The sequence below is a fragment of the Rhizobium sp. SRDI943 genome (genome assembly GCF_057653695.1).
The window spans coordinates 3,876,588-3,893,852 of sequence record NZ_CM172787.1 but is presented as its reverse complement, the minus strand read 5'-3'; the positions used below and the strand labels follow the sequence as shown (position 1 = coordinate 3,893,852).

General features: G+C 61.0%; 16 protein-coding genes and 1 riboswitch. Of the genes, 7 read left to right on the top strand and 9 right to left on the bottom strand.

Features of this window, described 5'->3' with window-relative positions; all coding sequences use genetic code 11:
* Positions 1–99: 99 nt before the first annotated feature.
* The 3 genes from AC245Y_RS19650 to AC245Y_RS19640 form a co-directional block, all read right to left on the bottom strand.
* Positions 100–492: a DUF779 domain-containing protein gene (locus AC245Y_RS19650; protein ID WP_017995278.1), complete on the bottom strand. Its 393-nt coding sequence runs from the start codon at positions 490–492 to the stop codon at positions 100–102.
* Positions 493–706: 214 nt separating this feature from the next.
* The gene (adh, locus tag AC245Y_RS19645; RefSeq protein ID WP_017995277.1) at positions 707–2,215 is read right to left on the bottom strand and encodes an aldehyde dehydrogenase; all 1,509 of its coding nucleotides are present in this window, start codon (positions 2,213–2,215) and stop codon (positions 707–709) included.
* Between the two features lie 166 nt (positions 2,216–2,381).
* On the bottom strand, positions 2,382–3,341 hold the full coding sequence (locus tag AC245Y_RS19640) for a helix-turn-helix domain-containing protein (protein ID WP_017995276.1): 960 nt from the start codon (positions 3,339–3,341) through the stop codon (positions 2,382–2,384).
* A gap of 208 nt (positions 3,342–3,549) precedes the next feature.
* Here AC245Y_RS19640 and msrB point away from each other — a divergent pair, with 208 nt between their 5' ends.
* Positions 3,550–4,035: a peptide-methionine (R)-S-oxide reductase MsrB gene (gene msrB / locus AC245Y_RS19635; protein ID WP_012759114.1), complete on the top strand. Its 486-nt coding sequence runs from the start codon at positions 3,550–3,552 to the stop codon at positions 4,033–4,035.
* Positions 4,036–4,075: 40 nt separating this feature from the next.
* Here the strand turns inward: msrB and AC245Y_RS19630 are convergent, their stop codons facing one another.
* Together AC245Y_RS19630 and AC245Y_RS19625 are read right to left on the bottom strand one after the other, a co-directional pair.
* Positions 4,076–5,284, bottom strand: coding sequence for a TIGR03862 family flavoprotein (locus AC245Y_RS19630; protein WP_012759113.1), 1,209 nt, complete (start codon positions 5,282–5,284; stop codon positions 4,076–4,078).
* Between the two features lie 69 nt (positions 5,285–5,353).
* Positions 5,354–5,776, bottom strand: coding sequence for a MerR family transcriptional regulator (locus AC245Y_RS19625; protein WP_012759112.1), 423 nt, complete (start codon positions 5,774–5,776; stop codon positions 5,354–5,356).
* Positions 5,777–5,847: 71 nt separating this feature from the next.
* Between AC245Y_RS19625 and AC245Y_RS19620 the strand changes: the two genes are divergently transcribed.
* The 6 genes from AC245Y_RS19620 to AC245Y_RS19595 all read left to right on the top strand — a co-directional run bounded on the left by AC245Y_RS19620 (position 5,848) and on the right by AC245Y_RS19595 (position 14,190).
* Positions 5,848–8,115 (top strand): heavy metal translocating P-type ATPase, encoded by a 2,268-nt coding sequence (locus AC245Y_RS19620; RefSeq protein ID WP_017995275.1) that lies wholly within the window; start codon positions 5,848–5,850, stop codon positions 8,113–8,115.
* 164 nt (positions 8,116–8,279) lie between these two features.
* A riboswitch (cobalamin riboswitch) is annotated at positions 8,280–8,505 on the top strand.
* A gap of 281 nt (positions 8,506–8,786) precedes the next feature.
* Positions 8,787–9,008: a glutaredoxin-like protein NrdH gene (nrdH, locus tag AC245Y_RS19615; RefSeq protein WP_012759110.1), complete on the top strand. Its 222-nt coding sequence runs from the start codon at positions 8,787–8,789 to the stop codon at positions 9,006–9,008.
* Between the two features lie 9 nt (positions 9,009–9,017).
* Complete coding sequence (nrdI, locus tag AC245Y_RS19610) at positions 9,018–9,431, top strand: class Ib ribonucleoside-diphosphate reductase assembly flavoprotein NrdI (RefSeq protein ID WP_012759109.1); 414 nt, start codon at positions 9,018–9,020, stop codon at positions 9,429–9,431.
* Positions 9,432–9,469: 38 nt separating this feature from the next.
* The gene (gene nrdE / locus AC245Y_RS19605) at positions 9,470–11,551 is read left to right on the top strand and encodes a class 1b ribonucleoside-diphosphate reductase subunit alpha (RefSeq protein ID WP_244432260.1); all 2,082 of its coding nucleotides are present in this window, start codon (positions 9,470–9,472) and stop codon (positions 11,549–11,551) included.
* A gap of 235 nt (positions 11,552–11,786) precedes the next feature.
* Positions 11,787–12,761, top strand: coding sequence for a class 1b ribonucleoside-diphosphate reductase subunit beta (gene nrdF / locus AC245Y_RS19600; RefSeq protein ID WP_017995272.1), 975 nt, complete (start codon positions 11,787–11,789; stop codon positions 12,759–12,761).
* A 205-nt stretch (positions 12,762–12,966) separates the two neighbouring features.
* Positions 12,967–14,190: an adenylate/guanylate cyclase domain-containing protein gene (locus AC245Y_RS19595; RefSeq protein WP_017995271.1), complete on the top strand. Its 1,224-nt coding sequence runs from the start codon at positions 12,967–12,969 to the stop codon at positions 14,188–14,190.
* 4 nt (positions 14,191–14,194) lie between these two features.
* On the opposite strand, the gene queE is transcribed toward AC245Y_RS19595, so the two are convergent.
* From queE to AC245Y_RS19575, 4 genes are all read right to left on the bottom strand, one after another.
* Complete coding sequence (gene queE, locus AC245Y_RS19590) at positions 14,195–14,923, bottom strand: 7-carboxy-7-deazaguanine synthase QueE (protein WP_017995270.1); 729 nt, start codon at positions 14,921–14,923, stop codon at positions 14,195–14,197.
* Positions 14,920–15,276 carry a 6-carboxytetrahydropterin synthase QueD gene (gene queD / locus AC245Y_RS19585; RefSeq protein WP_026157484.1) on the bottom strand — a complete coding sequence of 119 codons (357 nt, stop codon included), beginning with the start codon at positions 15,274–15,276 and terminating at the stop codon, positions 14,920–14,922. Before queD ends, queE begins: the two co-directional genes overlap by 4 nt.
* Positions 15,276–15,986 carry a 7-cyano-7-deazaguanine synthase QueC gene (gene queC, locus AC245Y_RS19580; protein ID WP_017995268.1) on the bottom strand — a complete coding sequence of 237 codons (711 nt, stop codon included), beginning with the start codon at positions 15,984–15,986 and terminating at the stop codon, positions 15,276–15,278. The genes queD and queC overlap by 1 nt, the downstream gene beginning before the upstream one ends.
* Before the next feature lie 173 nt (positions 15,987–16,159).
* Positions 16,160–17,212, bottom strand: coding sequence for a LacI family DNA-binding transcriptional regulator (locus AC245Y_RS19575; protein ID WP_017995267.1), 1,053 nt, complete (start codon positions 17,210–17,212; stop codon positions 16,160–16,162).
* Positions 17,213–17,265 lie beyond the last annotated feature (53 nt).

Sequence of the window (17,265 nt, the reverse complement as noted above, 5' to 3'; positions counted from 1 at the left end):
CTCCCTTTGAAACCAACAGGCGGAGATTAGCAAAGAGCTGCTGCGAGCAGGTACTATGGGAATACTACAGGCGAAATTCCCACCCGACGGGCGAGAGCATCAGATCGCCCTGACCTTCACATCAGGCACTGCGCAGGCCTCGCCGCCGCCGAAGAGGCGGGAACGAGTGAGGAAGCGTTTCTCGCGGCCATTGTCCAGCGAGAACATGCCGCCGCGGCCCGGCACGACGTCGATGATCAGCTGCGTATGCTTCCAGGCCTCGAACTGGCTGGCGATGATATAGACCGGTACGCCGCCGATCTCGCCGAGCTTGACGTCGCTGTCGCCGATCATGAATTCATTAGCCGGATAACACATCGGCGAGGAGCCGTCGCAGCAGCCGCCGGACTGGTGGAAGAGGATATCGGGATGATCCCGCTTGATTTCTGCGATCAAATCGAGGGCGGCGTCGGTTGCGAGAACACGCAGTTCGCCGTTGAGGGTGGTTTCCATTGTTCTTCCTCCGGAGTTTCGGGAGAGAAATCCCCTCCCCAACCCCTCCCCACAAGGGGAGGGACTTATAATGCCGCTCCGACAGCTCACCTCGCTGAAGTTTCGGCAAGAAGATACGTTTTTAGAACGAGGCAGTTCAACGGTTAAGCCCCTCCCCCTGTGGGGAGGGGTTGGGGAGGGGTTGTGACACTCCCTCCCGCCATACCGAAGCATCTCAGAAGAAGCCGAGTGCCTTCGGGCTGTAGCTCACCAGCATGTTCTTGGTCTGCTGGTAGTGGTCGAGCATCATCTTATGGGTCTCACGGCCGATGCCCGACTGCTTGTAGCCGCCGAAGGCGGCATGGGCAGGGTAGGCGTGGTAGCAGTTGGTCCAGACGCGACCGGCCTGGATCTCGCGGCCGAAACGGTAGCAGCGATTGGCGTCGCGGCTCCAGACACCGGCGCCGAGACCGTAGAGCGTGTCGTTGGCGATTTCGAGCGCTTCCTTCTCGTTCTTGAAGGTCGTGACCGAAACCACCGGTCCGAAGATCTCCTCCTGGAACACACGCATCTTGTTGTGACCCTTGAAGATCGTCGGCTTGACATAATAGCCATTCGCCAGTTCGCCGCCGAGATCGTTGCGCGAGCCGCCGGTCAGCACTTCCGCGCCTTCCTGCTTGCCGATATCGAGATAGGCGAGGATCTTTTCCAACTGCTCCGTCGAGGCCTGGGCGCCGATCATCGTCGCGGTGTCGAGCGGGTTGCCCTGCTTGATCGCCTCGACGCGTTTGACGGCCTTTTCCATGAAGCGGTCGTAGATCGATTCCTGGACGAGGGCGCGGCTCGGGCAGGTGCAGACTTCGCCCTGGTTCAAGGCAAACATCGCAAAGCCTTCGAGCGCCTTGTCGAGGAAGTCGTCGTCTTCCGCCATCACGTCGGCGAAGAAGATGTTCGGCGATTTGCCGCCGAGCTCCAGCGTCACCGGAATGAGGTTCTGGCTGGCATATTGCATGATAAGCCGGCCTGTCGTCGTCTCGCCGGTGAAGGCGATCTTAGCGACGCGCGGGCTGGTCGCCAGCGGCTTGCCGGCTTCGAGGCCGAAACCGTTGACGATGTTGAGGACCCCTGCCGGCAGGAGATCGCCGACGAGTTCAGCCCAGACCAGGATCGAGGCCGGGGTCTGCTCGGCGGGTTTCAGTACGACGCAATTGCCGGCGGCAAGTGCGGGCGCCAGCTTCCAGGTGGCCATCAGGATCGGGAAGTTCCACGGAATGATCTGGCCGACGACGCCGAGCGGCTCATGGAAGTGATAGGCGACAGTGTCGTGGTCAATCTCGCCGATCGAACCTTCCTGGGCGCGAATGCAGGAGGCGAAATAACGGAAATGGTCGATCGCCAGCGGAATGTCGGCCGCCATGGTTTCACGGATCGGCTTGCCATTGTCCCAGGTCTCAGCCTGGGCGAGCAATTCAAGCTTGTCTTCCATGCGCTGGGCGATCTTCATGAGGATATTGGAGCGCTCGGCAACCGAGGTGCGACCCCATTTTTCCTTTGCCGCATGAGCGGCGTCGAGTGCGAGGTTAATGTCCTTTTCATTGGAGCGGGGAATGTCGCAGAGCTTGCCGCCGGTAACGGGCGTGAGGTTTTCGAAGTATTTTCCCTCGACCGGCTCGCGCCATTCGCCGCCGATATAGTTGCCGTATTTCAGCTTGAACGGCGACTCGACGATTTTCTGATGAAGCATGTCATCCTCCCTTGATGATCCAGGTTCCCGAGCGAACCAGTGGGAGGAAAATGAGCATGTTTTGGCGGAGGGACTAGGGCGGGTCTTCCATACCGCAGTGCACAGTGTCGCAGACCTGCGACAGCATCGGGTCACGATTGCTCCAGGAGCGGGACCTTTACACCGATCAGTGGAGATCGAGCTTTTTCATCTTCCTGTGCAGCGTGGCACGGCTGATGCCGAGTGCGATCGCTGCCTGCGAGACATTGCCGCCTGCACGCGACAGCGCCCGAAGCAGGGCCGCCTTTTCCGCCTCGACCATCTCGTCTTGCTGGGAGACGCCAGCCTCGTGCAGGGCATCGGCTGCCGGAATGCCGGCGGCGATGCGCTTGTCGTCCAACTGCAACGCGATGCGGGCGGCGCGCGTCGCACCGAGCACGAGATCGTGCCTGTCGACGGCAAGCAGGGCGGTGGCGGAATTGGCTCCGGCCGGGACCATCAGGAAACGCGCGCCGGCAAAGGCCGAGCGGAAAAGGTTGAGTTCGATGCGCATCGCCGCATCGCGCACGGTCTGCGTCAGGATCGCCAGCGTCATCTCGTTGACGTCTTCGCGGCATGCGGAGATGTCGAGGGCTGCTGCCACCTGCCCACGATGATCGCGGATCGGCGCTGTCGTGCAGCTGAGGCTGGTGTTCGAGCTGAAAAAATGCTGATCGCGGAAGATGGCGACGGCACGCTCGTCGGCAAGTGCGGTGCCGATGCCGTTGGTGCCGATGCTGGCCTCGGTCCAGACCGAGCCGGTCCAGAGGCCGAGTTCGCGGAATTCCTTGTCGTCTCCGGCAGCGCCCCGGCGTTCCAGCGCGATGCCGTTCTTGTCGGTCAGAAGCAGGCAGCAGCCGGCCCTGCCAACGGTGGTAAAGAGACGATCGAGCTCTTCCGTGGCGCTGGCAATCAGCTGTTCGGACTGCTCGCGCGCGCGGCGGAATTCCTGGTCGGTCAGGCGCAGTGGAGCCCGCTGGTCCTCGGGGGCGAGCTGGTGCATGGTCATGCACCGCCGCCATGAGGCGACGACAGGGGAACTCGCCGCCGCAGAATCGCGCTGGGCAGATGTGTAGACGTGCTCGGCGTGCGCTGAGTGTTCGTGCATCGGCTCCTCCCATCGAATTTCAGCACATTCTGATAGAAAAATGGCTGGTTTGCAATCGGCCGGCGCTGGCGGGCGTCAGCGTGCGGCGCTTCCTGACGAAAGTGACGGAAATCACATTTCGGTGTTTGGGTGGCCATGGTGTAACAAAAGACCCTCTTTCTCGTAGTTCTTTGCAGAAGCAAGGTTTGCCAGACGAGGAGATCCGACCATGCTGAACAGACGATTGTTGCTGACGGGCGCCGCTTTTGGGGCGCTCGCGGTTCACTTGGACTTAGCCGGCAAGGCGATCGCCGCCGAGACGTTTGCGGTGACCCACACCGACGAGGAATGGCGCAAGCTGCTGACGCCGGATCAATATGTCATCCTGCGCCAGGCGGGGACGGAACAGCCCTTCACCAGTGCCTTGCTGCATGAGGAGCGAAAGGGCAATTTCGTCTGCGCTGGCTGCGATCAGGACCTCTTTTCCTCGACCACCAAATTCGACAGCGGCACCGGCTGGCCGAGCTTCTGGGCGCCGCTCGAAAAAGCCGTCGGCACCACGAACGACACGACTTACGGCATGGTGCGCAACGCCGTGCACTGCAGCCGCTGCGGTGGGCATCTCGGCCATGTCTTCGATGATGGCCCGAAGCCAACCGGGCTTCGCTACTGCATGAATGGGCTCGCCATGACATTCCGTCCGGCCTCGGCCTGACTGAGGGATGATCTCACGCGGTGCTGATGACTGCCTGCGCCTAGCGCTGCAACCAGGCTTCGATACCACGGGCTGCCGTCCGGCCGGTCGCCAGGCAGGCGGTGAGGAGATAGCCGCCGGTCGGCGCTTCCCAGTCGAGCATCTCACCGGCGACGAAGGTGCCGGGCAGTGCCTTCAACATGTAGCTGTCGTTGATGCTGCTCCAGCGGATGCCGCCGGCCGAGGAGATCGCTTCGGCGATCGGGCGGGTTTCGATCACCGGCACCGGCAGGGCCTTGATCATGCCGGCGAGACGCTCCGGAACGGTTCGGTCGCGCTCGGGAGCGAGTTCGCGCAGCAGCGCCGCCTTGACGCCGTCGAGGCCGGCGCCCTTGCGCAGGCGGTTCGAAAAACTTGATTTGGCGTCCTGCCGTGCAAGGTCGCGGCTCAGCCTGTCGATGGTGCGGCCGGGTGCAAGGTCGAGCGTCAGGGCAGCGCTGCCGTGGATCAGCAGCCGATCGCGGAGGCTGGCGGTGTGGGCATAGATCAGGCTGCCCTCGATGCCGCTCTCGGTGATGACGAATTCGCCGGGAAACGTGCCGGCCTCGGATGTTGCGGTGACCGATTTTACCGGCTCGCCGGCGAAACGCTCGCTGAAGTTCCCGCTCCATCCGACGACGAAGCCGCAATTGGCGGGTTGAAAAATGTGAATTTCCACACCCCTGCCGACCAGCCAAGGCACCCAGGCAGCATCGGAGCCGAGGCGCGGCCAGCTTGCGCCGCCGAGCGCGAGCAGGGCCGCGTCGCAATGGACGATGCTGCGCCCTTCGGGCGTTTCGAAAACATAGCCGTCTTCGGCAAAACCGGTCCAGCGGTGGCGGGTGCGCAGCGTGGCGCCCTGTGCCTCCAGCCGCCTGAGCCAGGCGCGCAGCAAAGGCGAGGCCTTCATCACCTTCGGAAAAACCCGGCCGGACGAGCCGATGAAGGTTTCCGTCCCGAGCTCGCTTGCCCAATTCCTGATATCATCAGGGGTAAACGCATCAAGAGCGGGGCGCAGGCGGGCGGAAGCCGCGGCGAAGCGCGTGGTGAAACGGGCATAATCCTCGGAATGGGTAATGTTGAGACCGGACTTGCCGGCCAGCAGGAACTTGCGGGCAAAGGTCGGCATGGCGTCGTAGACCGTCACCGCATGACCGGAACGGGAAAGCAGTTCGGCAGCCGCGAGACCCGCCGGGCCGCCGCCGATGATCGCAATCCGCTTCTGGTTCATTGATGTCTTCGCCCGATTGTATCTGCGTTCAGTTTTGGTGCGGGCGCGGATCGCCTGCAAGGGCAGAGATCAGTGGTGCGGATGCGTGCACTGGCCGTGATCGGCGAGCACTTCGATGACGCGGCATTGGTCGACGCGGCCGTGGCCGCAGCCTTCCACCATGGTTTCCAGCTCGGCCTTCAGCGCCATCAGGCTGCGGATGCGCTGCTCGACCTCAATGAGGCGGGCCTTGGCGATGGCGTCGGCCGAGGCGCAGGACTGGTGAGGATCGTCCTGCAGGGTGAGCAGCGTGCGGATCGCGTCGATCTCGAAACCGAGTTCGCGGGCGTGGCGGATGAAAGCGAGACGGCTGATATCGGCGGGCTCGAAGGAGCGCTGGTTGCCCTCGCTGCGGCTCGGGGCGGCGAGCAGGCCAATGCTTTCATAATAGCGCACCGTCGGCACCTTGACGCCGCTTTGGCGCGCGGCTTCGCCAATGGTGATCTTTTTCATGATTTTCCTCTTGCACCTCTAGTCGCTAGAGGATGTAGGAGAGATGCTTCTGTTTGACAAGGAAGCGGATGATGGCTGAGAGCGAGACACGATACCGGGTTGGCGGCATGGATTGCGCCGCCTGCGCAACCAAGATCGATACGGCGGTCAGACGCGTGGCGGGTGTCGCCGATGTTTCCGTCTCGGTGATGGCGGGCACGATGACCGTGCGGCACGATGGCAGCAGCGATCTCAAGGTGATCGAGAAGAAGGTGACGGGGCTCGGCTATTCCGTCGCGCCGCTTGCCGGAAACGCTGCGCCTGCGCATACTCAGGGCTCACAGCATCGTCACGATCATGGACATGGCTGCGGCGATCACGCGGGCCATGACGACGATCATGCGGTACATGATCATGAAGGTCATAGCCATGACCATCCCCACGATCATGGCGAGAAGGAAATCGAGGGGTTGCACGGGCACGATCATGCGCCGATGGCCGGTCCCTGGTGGCAGAGCAGGAAGGGCCGGCTGACCATCCTTTCGGGTGGAGCACTCGTTGCCGCCTACACCGTCGGCCATCTCGTGCCGGCGATCGCGTCCTACGCCTTCATCGTCGCCATGCTGATCGGGCTGGTGCCGATCGCGCGGCGCGCCATCATGGCCGCCTTCTCAGGCACACCGTTTTCGATCGAGATGCTGATGACGATCGCCGCCGTCGGCGCCGTTATCATCAATGCCGGCGAAGAGGCGGCGACCGTTGTGTTCCTGTTCCTCGTTGGCGAGCTGCTGGAAGGGGTGGCAGCGGGCAAGGCGCGCGAAAGCATCCAGTCGCTGACGGCGCTGGTGCCGAAGACCTCGCTGCTCGAAGACAATGGGCAGACACGGGAGGTGCCGGCGGAAAGCCTTTCGGTCGGGGCCATCATCATGGTACGTCCTGGCGATCGGATCTCGGCGGACGGCATCATCCTCTCAGGCGAGAGCGCGATCGACGAGGCGCCGGTAACGGGCGAGAGCACGCCAGTGCGTAAGGGCGTCGATGCCGTCGTTTTTGCCGGCACGGTGAATGGCGATGCGGTGCTTAGGGTTCGCGTTACGGCGGCCGCGGCCGACAATACCATCGCCCGCGTCGTCAAGCTGGTGGAGGAGGCGCAGGAATCGAAGGCGCCGACCGAGCGCTTCATCGATCGGTTCTCGCGCTATTACACGCCCGGCGTGGTCGTGGTCGCAGCGCTGGTTGCGGTCGTTCCGCCGCTGCTGTTCGCAGGGCCATGGGGCGAATGGGTCTATAAGGGCCTTGCGATCCTTTTGATCGGCTGCCCCTGCGCGCTCGTCATCTCAACGCCGGCGGCGATCGCTGCCTCGCTTTCATCCGGTGCGCGGCGCGGGCTGCTGATGAAGGGCGGCGCGGTGCTGGAGACGCTCGGCAAGGTGACGATGGTCGCCTTCGACAAAACAGGCACGCTGACGGAAGGCAAGCCTCAGGTGACTGACATCATTTCCTTTGGTCTGACCGAGGCGCAGGTGCTGTCGCGCGCGGCGGTGCTGGAACAGGGTTCCAGCCATCCGCTGGCGCTGGCGATCCTCAACCGCGCCAAGGCGGACGGCGTTCCCGTGCCGCCGGCCTTCGAGCTGGAAGCGCTGCCGGGCAAGGGCGTCAGCGGCAAAGTCGGTGGTGAGACGCTGGACCTCTTGTCGCCACCCGCCGCCCGCGAGCGCGGGACGCTCAGTGCTGAACAGGATGCACGCATCTCGGCGTTGAACGACGAGGGCAAGAGCGTGTCGGTGCTGCTCGTCAACGGTGTTGTGGCCGGCCTTATCGCCATGCGCGACGAGCCGCGTCAGGATGCCGAGGCCGGGCTCGCTGCCCTCAAATCAGCAGGCGTCAAGGCTATCATGCTGACCGGCGACAACAAGCGGACGGCAGCAGCCGTTGCCGGCATGCTCGGCATCGACTGGCGCGGCGAGATGATGCCGGAGGACAAGCAGCGGGTCGTCGGCGAATTGAAGCGCCAAGGCTTCATCGTCGCCAAGATCGGCGACGGCATCAACGATGCTCCGGCGCTGGCCGCTGCCGATATCGGTATCGCTATGGGCGGCGGCACCGATGTGGCGCTGGAGACGGCGGATGCCGCCGTGCTGCACGGACGCGTTGGCGACGTGGCGCGGATGATCGAACTTTCCAAACGCACGATGCGCAACATCCTGCAGAATATCACCATCGCACTCGGGCTAAAGGCGGTGTTTCTGGTGACGACGATCGCCGGCATTACCGGGCTCTGGCCAGCGATCCTCGCCGATACCGGCGCCACCGTGCTGGTGACGATCAACGCGCTCAGGCTGCTTCGAATAAAAATATGAATGTCGTTTCGGGGAGCCGGCTTCTGCCGGCTCTTTTCTGACGGGTTCTCCACAGCGCTTTTCCGTTAACGCTTCGTTATCCACATCATACACAGTCACGGCGATTCGCTGCCGCCATTGCTGCGCTGCCACAACAACTTGTTGACGTCATCAGCGATTCGCGTACCATATCTAGTGTTCGAGGTTCCGTCGATTCGTGAGGATCGGCGGCTAAGACGGGAATACGGTGCGTTTCGCCATCATGGCGCGGCAATGCCGGAGCTGCCCCCGCAACTGTAAGCGGCGAGCAACTGTCCGATTTCAGGTCACTGGAGCATGATGCTCCGGGAAGGCTGGGGCAGGGTGCTTTGACCCGTGAGCCAGGAGACCTGCCTCGAACGAAACGTCCACGGGCGGGGTGTCCGGAAGGTCGCGTTGCATGGCTGCGGGGAATCTCCGCATCGCGTTTCGCAGGCCCGAGCCTCCGCCCCCGAAACCTTCGCATTGAGCCACTTCGGGGTGAAGTCATGTCAGTATCTCAGTTCAGGCCGCCACCCGCTAGAGGTAGAGGGCGGATCACGCCCAGCGGCTGAACGAGCCGCATCGCTGCAAAATACAGAGTGTTTTCGACGGATATCGCGAGATTTCCGATCGATGTCCTGCGTCCCAATCGCGTCGTCACGAGGAATATCATGACCATCACCGTCTACAGCAAGCCTGCCTGCGTCCAATGCACTGCCACCTACCGCGCCCTCGACCGGTTGGGCGTCGATTATGACATCGTCGATATTTCGCAGAATGCCGAAGCGCTCGATCGGGTCCGCAGCCTCGGCTACATGCAGGCGCCCGTCGTCATCGCCGGCGAGCAGCATTGGGCCGGCTTCCGTCCCGACATGATCAGCGCACTTTCCTGAGGAAAGGCGATGGCTCTGATCGTCTATTATTCCAGCCGGTCCGAGAACACCCATCGGTTCGTCGCCAAGCTCGGACTGCGCGCGGCGCGCATTCCGCCAAATGGCGCAGACGCGTTCCATATCCGCGAACCCTTCGTGCTGATCGTGCCGACCTATAGCGGCGACGGCGGCAAGGGCGCCGTTCCCAAGCAGGTGATCCGTTTCCTCAACGATACGGAAAACCGAGGACACATCCGCGGCGTGATTGCCGCGGGCAACAGCAATTTCGGCGAAACATACGGGCTCGCCGGCGACGTGATCTCAAAGAAGTGCCAGGTGCCTTACCTCTACAGGTTCGAACTGCTGGGCACAGAAGCGGATGTCGCCAACGTCAAACACGGAATGGAACGGTTTTGGACACGGGAATTCTCGAACGCCCTTTGAAAGCAGCGGAAACGCTCGACTACCACGCGCTGAATGCGATGCTGAACCTCTATGACGATCAGGGGCGGATCCAGCTCGACAAGGATCGAATGGCGGCCAAGCAGTATTTCCTGCAGCATGTGAACCAGAACACGGTGTTCTTTCACAATCTCCGGGAAAAGCTCGATTACCTCGTGACCGAGGGCTATTACGAGCAGGAGGTTCTCGACCAGTATTCCTTCAATTTCGTGCGGGATCTGTTCGACCAGGCCTATGCCAAGAAGTTCCGTTTCCCGACCTTCCTCGGCGCCTTCAAATATTACACCAGCTATACGCTGAAGACCTTCGACGGAAAGCGCTATCTCGAGCGCTATGAGGACCGCATCTGCATGGTGGCCCTGGCCTTGGCGCGCGGCGACGAGAGCCTTGCCCGCGACATGGTCGACGAGATCATTTCCGGCCGCTTCCAGCCGGCGACGCCGACCTTCCTCAATGCCGGTAAGAAGCAGCGCGGCGAACTGGTTTCCTGCTTCCTGCTGCGCGTCGAGGACAATATGGAATCGATCGGCCGGTCGATCAATTCGGCGCTGCAATTGTCGAAGCGCGGCGGCGGCGTGGCGCTGTCGCTGACGAATATCCGCGAGGCAGGCGCGCCGATCAAGCATATCGAGAACCAGTCCTCGGGCATCATCCCTGTCATGAAGCTGCTCGAAGACAGTTTTTCCTATGCCAACCAGCTCGGCGCACGGCAGGGCGCGGGGGCCGTCTATCTCAATGCCCATCACCCCGACATCATGCGCTTTCTCGACACCAAGCGCGAAAATGCCGACGAGAAGATCCGCATCAAGACGCTGTCGCTCGGCGTCGTCGTGCCCGATATCACCTTCGAACTCGCGAGGAACAACGAGGACATGTACCTGTTCTCGCCCTATGACGTGGAGCGCGTCTATGGCGTGCCCTTCACCGAGATTTCGGTGACGGAAAAGTACCGCGAGATGGCTGACGACGCCCGCATCTCCAAGAAGAAGATCAAGGCACGCGAATTCTTCCAGGTGCTTGCCGAAATCCAGTTCGAGAGCGGCTATCCCTACATCATGTTCGAGGACACGGTGAACCGGGCAAACCCGATCGCCGGACGTGTTTCGATGAGCAATCTATGCTCGGAAATCCTGCAGGTGAGTGAGGCGAGCGAATATAACGACGACCTCTCCTACAAACATCTCGGCAAGGACATCTCCTGTAATCTCGGCTCGCTGAACATCGCGGCAGCGATGGATTCGGTCGATTTCGGCAAGACGATCGAGACCTCGATCCGGGCGTTGAGTGCTGTTTCCGACATGAGCCACATCTCCTCAGTCCCTTCGATCGAGAAGGGCAATGACGAGAGCCATGCGATCGGCCTCGGCCAGATGAATCTGCACGGCTACCTCGCCCGCGAACGCATCTTCTATGGCTCCGAGGAAGGCGTCGATTTCACCAACATCTATTTCTACACGGTGACCTACTACGCGATCCGCGCCTCGAATCTTTTGGCGGTCGAACGCGGCGCGAGCTTCAAGGGCTTCGAGAACTCGAAATATGCCTCCGGCGACTATTTCGACAAATATACCGACCGGCTCTGGGAGCCTGCGACGGAGAGGGTCAAGGCGCTGTTCGAGACGTCAGGCATTCACATTCCGACGCAGGAAGATTGGGTGGCGTTGAAGAAGGCGGTGATGGCCTCCGGCCTCTATAACCAGAACCTGCAAGCAGTGCCGCCGACAGGCTCGATCTCTTATATCAATCACTCGACCTCCTCGATCCATCCGATCGTCTCGAAGATCGAGATCCGCAAGGAAGGCAAGATCGGCCGCGTCTATTATCCGGCGCCGTTCATGACCAACGACAATCTCGATTATTATCAGGATGCCTACGAGATCGGGCCGGAGAAGATCATCGACACCTATGCGGCGGCGACCCAGCATGTCGACCAGGGCCTGTCACTGACCTTGTTCTTCCGCGACACGGCAACGACGCGCGACATCAACAAGGCGCAGATCCATGCCTGGAAGAAGGGCATCAAGACGATCTACTACATCCGCCTTCGCCAGATGGCGCTGTCCGGCACCGAGGTGCAGGGCTGCGTGTCTTGTACGCTGTAATTTGATATTTCGCTCCGGAGCATTTGCCCCTCACCCTAACCCTCTCCCCGTTTTGACGGGGAGAGGGGACTTGCCACACGAACCGGCAATAAAGACGGAAAAGGGTGCGGCATATCCCCTTCGCCCCGCTGGCGGGGGTCCGAAGGACGGGTCGAGACCAGTGGCTCGACCCAGGCAACGGTGCCGGCAGGCGGATGAGGGGCAAATCCGGACACATTTCTCAAGAGGGAACACAATGAACATGCAATTGAAGCCGGTCAGCCGCGTGCGCGCCATCAACTGGAACCGCATCGAGGACGACAAGGATCTCGAAGTCTGGAACCGGCTCACCGGCAATTTCTGGCTGCCGGAAAAAGTGCCGCTTTCCAACGACATTCCCTCCTGGGCAACGCTGACGCCGGCCGAGCAGCAGCTGACTATCCGCGTTTTCACTGGATTGACGCTGCTCGACACGATCCAGAACGGCGTCGGTTCCATCCGGCTGATGGAGGATGCGGTAACGCCGCATGAGGAGGCGGTGCTTTCCAACGTCTCCTTCATGGAGGCGGTGCATGCGCGCTCCTATTCGTCGATCTTCTCGACGCTGTGCTCGACGCCCGATGTCGACGATGCCTATCGCTGGTCGGAGGAGAACGAATTCCTGCAGCGGAAATCGGCGCTGATCATGGAGCAGTATCGCTCCGGCGATCCGTTGAAGAAGAAGGTTGCGAGCGTTTTTCTCGAAAGCTTCCTGTTCTATTCCGGCTTCTACCTGCCGATGTACTGGTCGAGCCGGGCCAAGCTGACCAACACGGCCGACATGATCCGGCTGATCATCCGCGACGAGGCGGTGCACGGCTATTATATCGGCTACAAGTTCCAGCGCGAGTTGGAGCGGCTCGGCGAGGAACGGAAGCAGGAGATCAAGGATTTCGCCTTCGAACTGCTGCTCGAACTCTACGACAACGAGGCGAAATATACCGAAGCGCTCTATGACGGCGTCGGGCTGACCGAGGACGTCAAGAAATTCCTGCATTACAATGCCAATAAGGCGCTGATGAACCTTGGCTACGAGGCGCTGTTCCCGGCTGAGGCCTGCAAGGTCAATCCGGCGATCCTGTCGGCGCTTTCGCCGAATGCCGACGAGAACCACGACTTCTTCTCCGGCTCCGGTTCCTCCTATGTCATCGGCAAGGCGGTGGCGACCGAGGACGAGGACTGGGATTTCTGAGGCTTGATCGCCGTCTGCCTCTTATCATTTGCTCCCTCATCGCCCACATTCAGCGGAAACTAAAGCGCGTCGCGATCTTTCAGATACGCTCTTCGCGCTTTAGGCCTTTGTTTTTACGCATGTCGTTATCGCAAAACCGCGGCACACTTTTGCGCGACATGCTCTAAATTCGGTACTCGCCGATATGGCGTAGCGGGAGTTTTTGATGTCGTCTTTTTTGAACAAGGCCGGGACTGCCGTCGAAGCGGAAGAAGGCGTCTGGCCGATCCGCAGAAGACGGATTCTCGACTGGCTGGTGAACGAGACGCGCGGTGAGCGGTTCATCGACAATATCCTGGTGGAAATGTGCGAGAGGCTGCTGGCGGCAGGGGTGCCGGTGGCGCGGGCGACATTGCATTTCAGGACGAACCATCCGCAATGGATCGGCGCCCGCATCCTCTGGAAGGAAGGCCTGGCAGAGGCGAAGATCAACACATTTGCCTATGGTGTCGAAAACACGCCGGAGTTCCTGAAGAGCCCCGTCAACGCGATCCATCAGGGTTCGGAGGAGGTGCGTAGACATCTGGAAGGCACAGCCGACAGCGACGAGGATTCATTCTATCAGGAACTGCGCGATGACGGCCTCACGGAGTATATCGCCTGGCCGCTCGAGCATACTTTCGGCAAACGGCATGTCGCGACATTTTCGACCAGCCGGCCGGGCGGTTTTACCAGCGAGCATGTCAATTTCCTGCGCGATCTGCTGCCGGCCCTGACCCTCGTCAGCGAAATCCGGCTGAAGAACATCATGGCGCGTACGTTGCTGCAGACCTATGTCGGACCGCATGCGAGCGAACAGATTCTGTCGGGCGTCACGACGCGCGGCAGCGGCGCGACTGTCGGTGCGGCAATCATGATCTGCGACCTGCGCGACTTTACGGCGATCTCCGATCTCTGGCCGCGTGACGACGTCATCCATCTGCTCAATGATTATTTCGACGCCATGTCGGATCCGATCGAACGGTATGGCGGAGAAATCCTGAAGTTCATGGGCGACGGATTGCTGGCGATCTTCCCGTTAGCCAAGGAAACCGCCTGCCTCGATCTGCTGCAGGCGATCCGCGAAGGGCAGGCGTTGATGGCGCAATTGAACCAGCAATATGCGGGCAACGGCCGCGAACCGCTGCGCTACGGCGTCGGCGTGCATGTCGGCGACGTCATGTACGGCAATATCGGCTCGCGCCGGCGGCTGGATTTCACCGTCATCGGTCCGGCGGTCAATGTCGCCTCGCGGCTGGAAACCCTGACCAAGGAGGTCAAGCGTCCGGTGCTGCTGTCGCGGGCCTTCGTCGAAATGGCGGGCTGCGCGAAAGACATGGACAGCCTCGGCACCTTCCCGCTGCGCGGGCTCGGCGAGCCGGTCGATGTTTTCGCCTTTCCGGAGCGCTAGAAACTTATACTCCCCGCTTGTTTCCCCAAAGCAGCACATGCAGTTGAGGTAGCACACGGGCTGCAAACCATTGGTCGGCTGTTACTTTTGCGACAAGCCAGTGCATCCGATCCATCACGCCGTCGATATCAATGCGCGCGTCATCGTCATCGGGAGGCGGCGGCGTATGATTGCCGGGCTGAAGGAACAAGGGAATTTGGGGATAGCGCTGACCCGCGCACTGGGCGAATTCGTAGTCGGTATCGTCGAAGACGACGATCTTCAATGCGACCTCCGGTCCGCCGGCAGCCAGTTGAAGGCAGTTGTCCACCTGATCCCAATCCGTCAGCATTCCGCTTGATGGCGGCTTGGGGCTGACGACCAGGACGTCGAGATCGCGAAACCAGGCCTGGGCTACGCTTCCCTGTGTTTCCAGGGCAAAGCGGTATCCTTGCGAATGGCCAAGCTCGATCAGTGGCCTTAAGGGCTGTATCGCCGGATTGCCTCCGGAAAGGGAAACCGTCAGTGGCTTTCCCCCAGAGAGTTCCGTGACCTTATGCCAGACCGCCTCAGTGGACATGGGAATCCATTGATCCCGGAACGCGCTGTCGACCGCGTGAAGACTGTCGCACCAGGAGCACCGGTAGTCACAGCCGCCTGTCCTTACGAACACCGTCGGCAGACCGATCAAGGCACCTTCACCCTGTATGGTCGGGCCAAAGATCTCGCTGACGCGAATGCTCCCCACGCTCACGGCCTGTACTCCGCCCAGGTTTTCGGCGTCTCGCTGACGCGAACGGACGATGTCTCCGGGAAGCGCTGCTTGCACCAGTCGTAAAAGTGCCTCGCCAGGAATTCGGAGGTGACTTTTGAATGGCCGAAGACGTCGTTCAGGTGACGATGGTCGAAAGTTTCGTCGATATAGCGCTTGAGCGTCGAGAGGTCGTGATAGTCACGGACGAAGCCATCATCATTCAGGCTTTCCGCAGCCAGCTCGACGATGACGATGTAGTTGTGACCGTGCAGCCGAGCACATTGATGGTCGGCAGGCAGGTGATCCAATTGATGGGAGGCGGAGAGATGAAACTCCTTGGTGATGCGGTACATCAACCCACCTCCGTGGCCGAGTATCGCGACACGGCCGCTCTCCAGAAATCCCGGTCTTCGTACTCCGTGGGATCGGGAACACCGGCAAGATGGAAAGCTTCGCGGCGTTCCACGCAGGTTCCGCAGCGCCCACAGTGGAGCTCGCCGCCTTTGTAGCAGGACCAGGTCTCCGAAAACGGCGTGCCGTGTTTTTCGCCGTCAACCACGATCGCCGCTTTGGAAACATCGACGTAGGGTGCAAGCAGTTTCACGCTGGCATAACCTTCCAGCGCTTCGTTCTGCATGCGCTGGAAAGCATCGATGAAGCCCGGTCGGCAGTCCGGGTAGATGAAGTGGTCGCCGCCATGCACGGCGACGGCAACGGCATCTGCTTTTTGCGCGGCCGCCAAACCGAACGCGATTGCCAGCATGATGGCGTTGCGGTTCGGCACGACGGTGGCTTTCATTGTCTCTTCGGCGTAGTGGCCGTCCGGAACCTCGACATTGTCGGTCAGGGCCGATCCGCTGAGATGGCCGCCGATGCTGGCGATGTCGATGATATGATGGGGAACGGAGTGACGTGAGGCACATCTGGCGGCGAAGTCGAGTTCCTTGCGATGCCGTTGGCCGTAGTTGAAGGAGACGAGACCGATAAGCTGTTTTTCCGCTGCTACCTTGTGGGCAAGCGAAACGGAGTCCAGTCCGCCGGAGCAGACGACGATGGTTTTCATATTTTGGATCCCTTGTTTTGACCGGGTGGGCTGCGACCGGATTGCGCGGTGCTTCTAGGACAAATCACGCGTCATGGAAACAGTTTTGAAGCGTCAGCGTCTTTAGGGATGAGATGACGTTGATTTCACGGCGGTTTTCGTAGCTTCGAGGTTTGATGCCAACGCGAGGTCGTCTAACCGATCGGAAAGTTGATCTGCGGCGGCAGCAGGAGCTGCAGATCCTCGGCATCTGGATTGTTGATGCGCTGCAGCAGCATGCGTCCCAGATCCTCGCCGGCCGCCGTCAGGTCCTCGTGGATCGTGTCGACCTTCGGCTGCAGCTGGGTGAGAAGGCGGGACGTCTCCTTGGCGACGATATCGTAATCGACGGCCAGTATGCGGCCGGCATCGCTCATGCCGCTGATGACGGCGAGTGCCGAAACTTCGCCGGGGCAGATGAAACCATCAGGAGCATCCGGGGCATCAGTGCAGCTGCGGATGAAGTCGCGCAGCGCGTCTGCCGGTGTATCGAGATCGACCGCCTCGGGGATCTCATAGGCGATGCCCGCCTCCCGCACTGCCGTCATGAAGCCGTGCAGGATATGCTGGCAGAAGGTCAGCCGCTTCGGCGGCAGGATCACCATCACCTTCTTGCGGCCCTTGGCGATCAGCCGGCGTGTCGCCTCATAGGCAAAGCTGAAATTGTCGTAGTCGACATAGGGGTGCGGCGTCGAAAATTCAGTGCGGCCATGACAGATGAAGGGAAAGCCGGTTTCGAGCAGCAGGCGGACGCGGGCATCGAGCGGCTCGGTGCGCGTGAAGATCAACCCGTCGGCGAGGTGGTTGCGGATGATGTATTCGGCGGCCTCGATATCGGTCGTCGACAGGAAGTTCGGGGCGACGACAAGATGGTAGGAGGTCTCTTTCAGCGCCTTGGCGATGCCGTACATGATCGAGGTGCTGAAACCGACCACTTCCTCGTGCGAATCGAGCAGGATGGCGATGACGTTGGTGCGGCCTGTCTTCAGGCGCTGCGCGGCCCGGTCAGGGAGATAGCCGATTTCGCGGGCGATACGATGCACCCGTTGGCGGGTCTCGAGTGAAATCTGCGGCGCATCGGAAAGCGCCCGTGACACCGTCGTCACCGCAAGGCCGGCGATCGTGGCGATCGTTCGCAAGGTCGGCTTGCCGCGCTTGTGCGTGATATCGAGATTTTCGCCGCGTTGCGGCCGGGACGGTTCGGTCACCCTTGGCTTTCCATGCTGGAATTGCCGATACCATAACACGATGAATCAGGCGC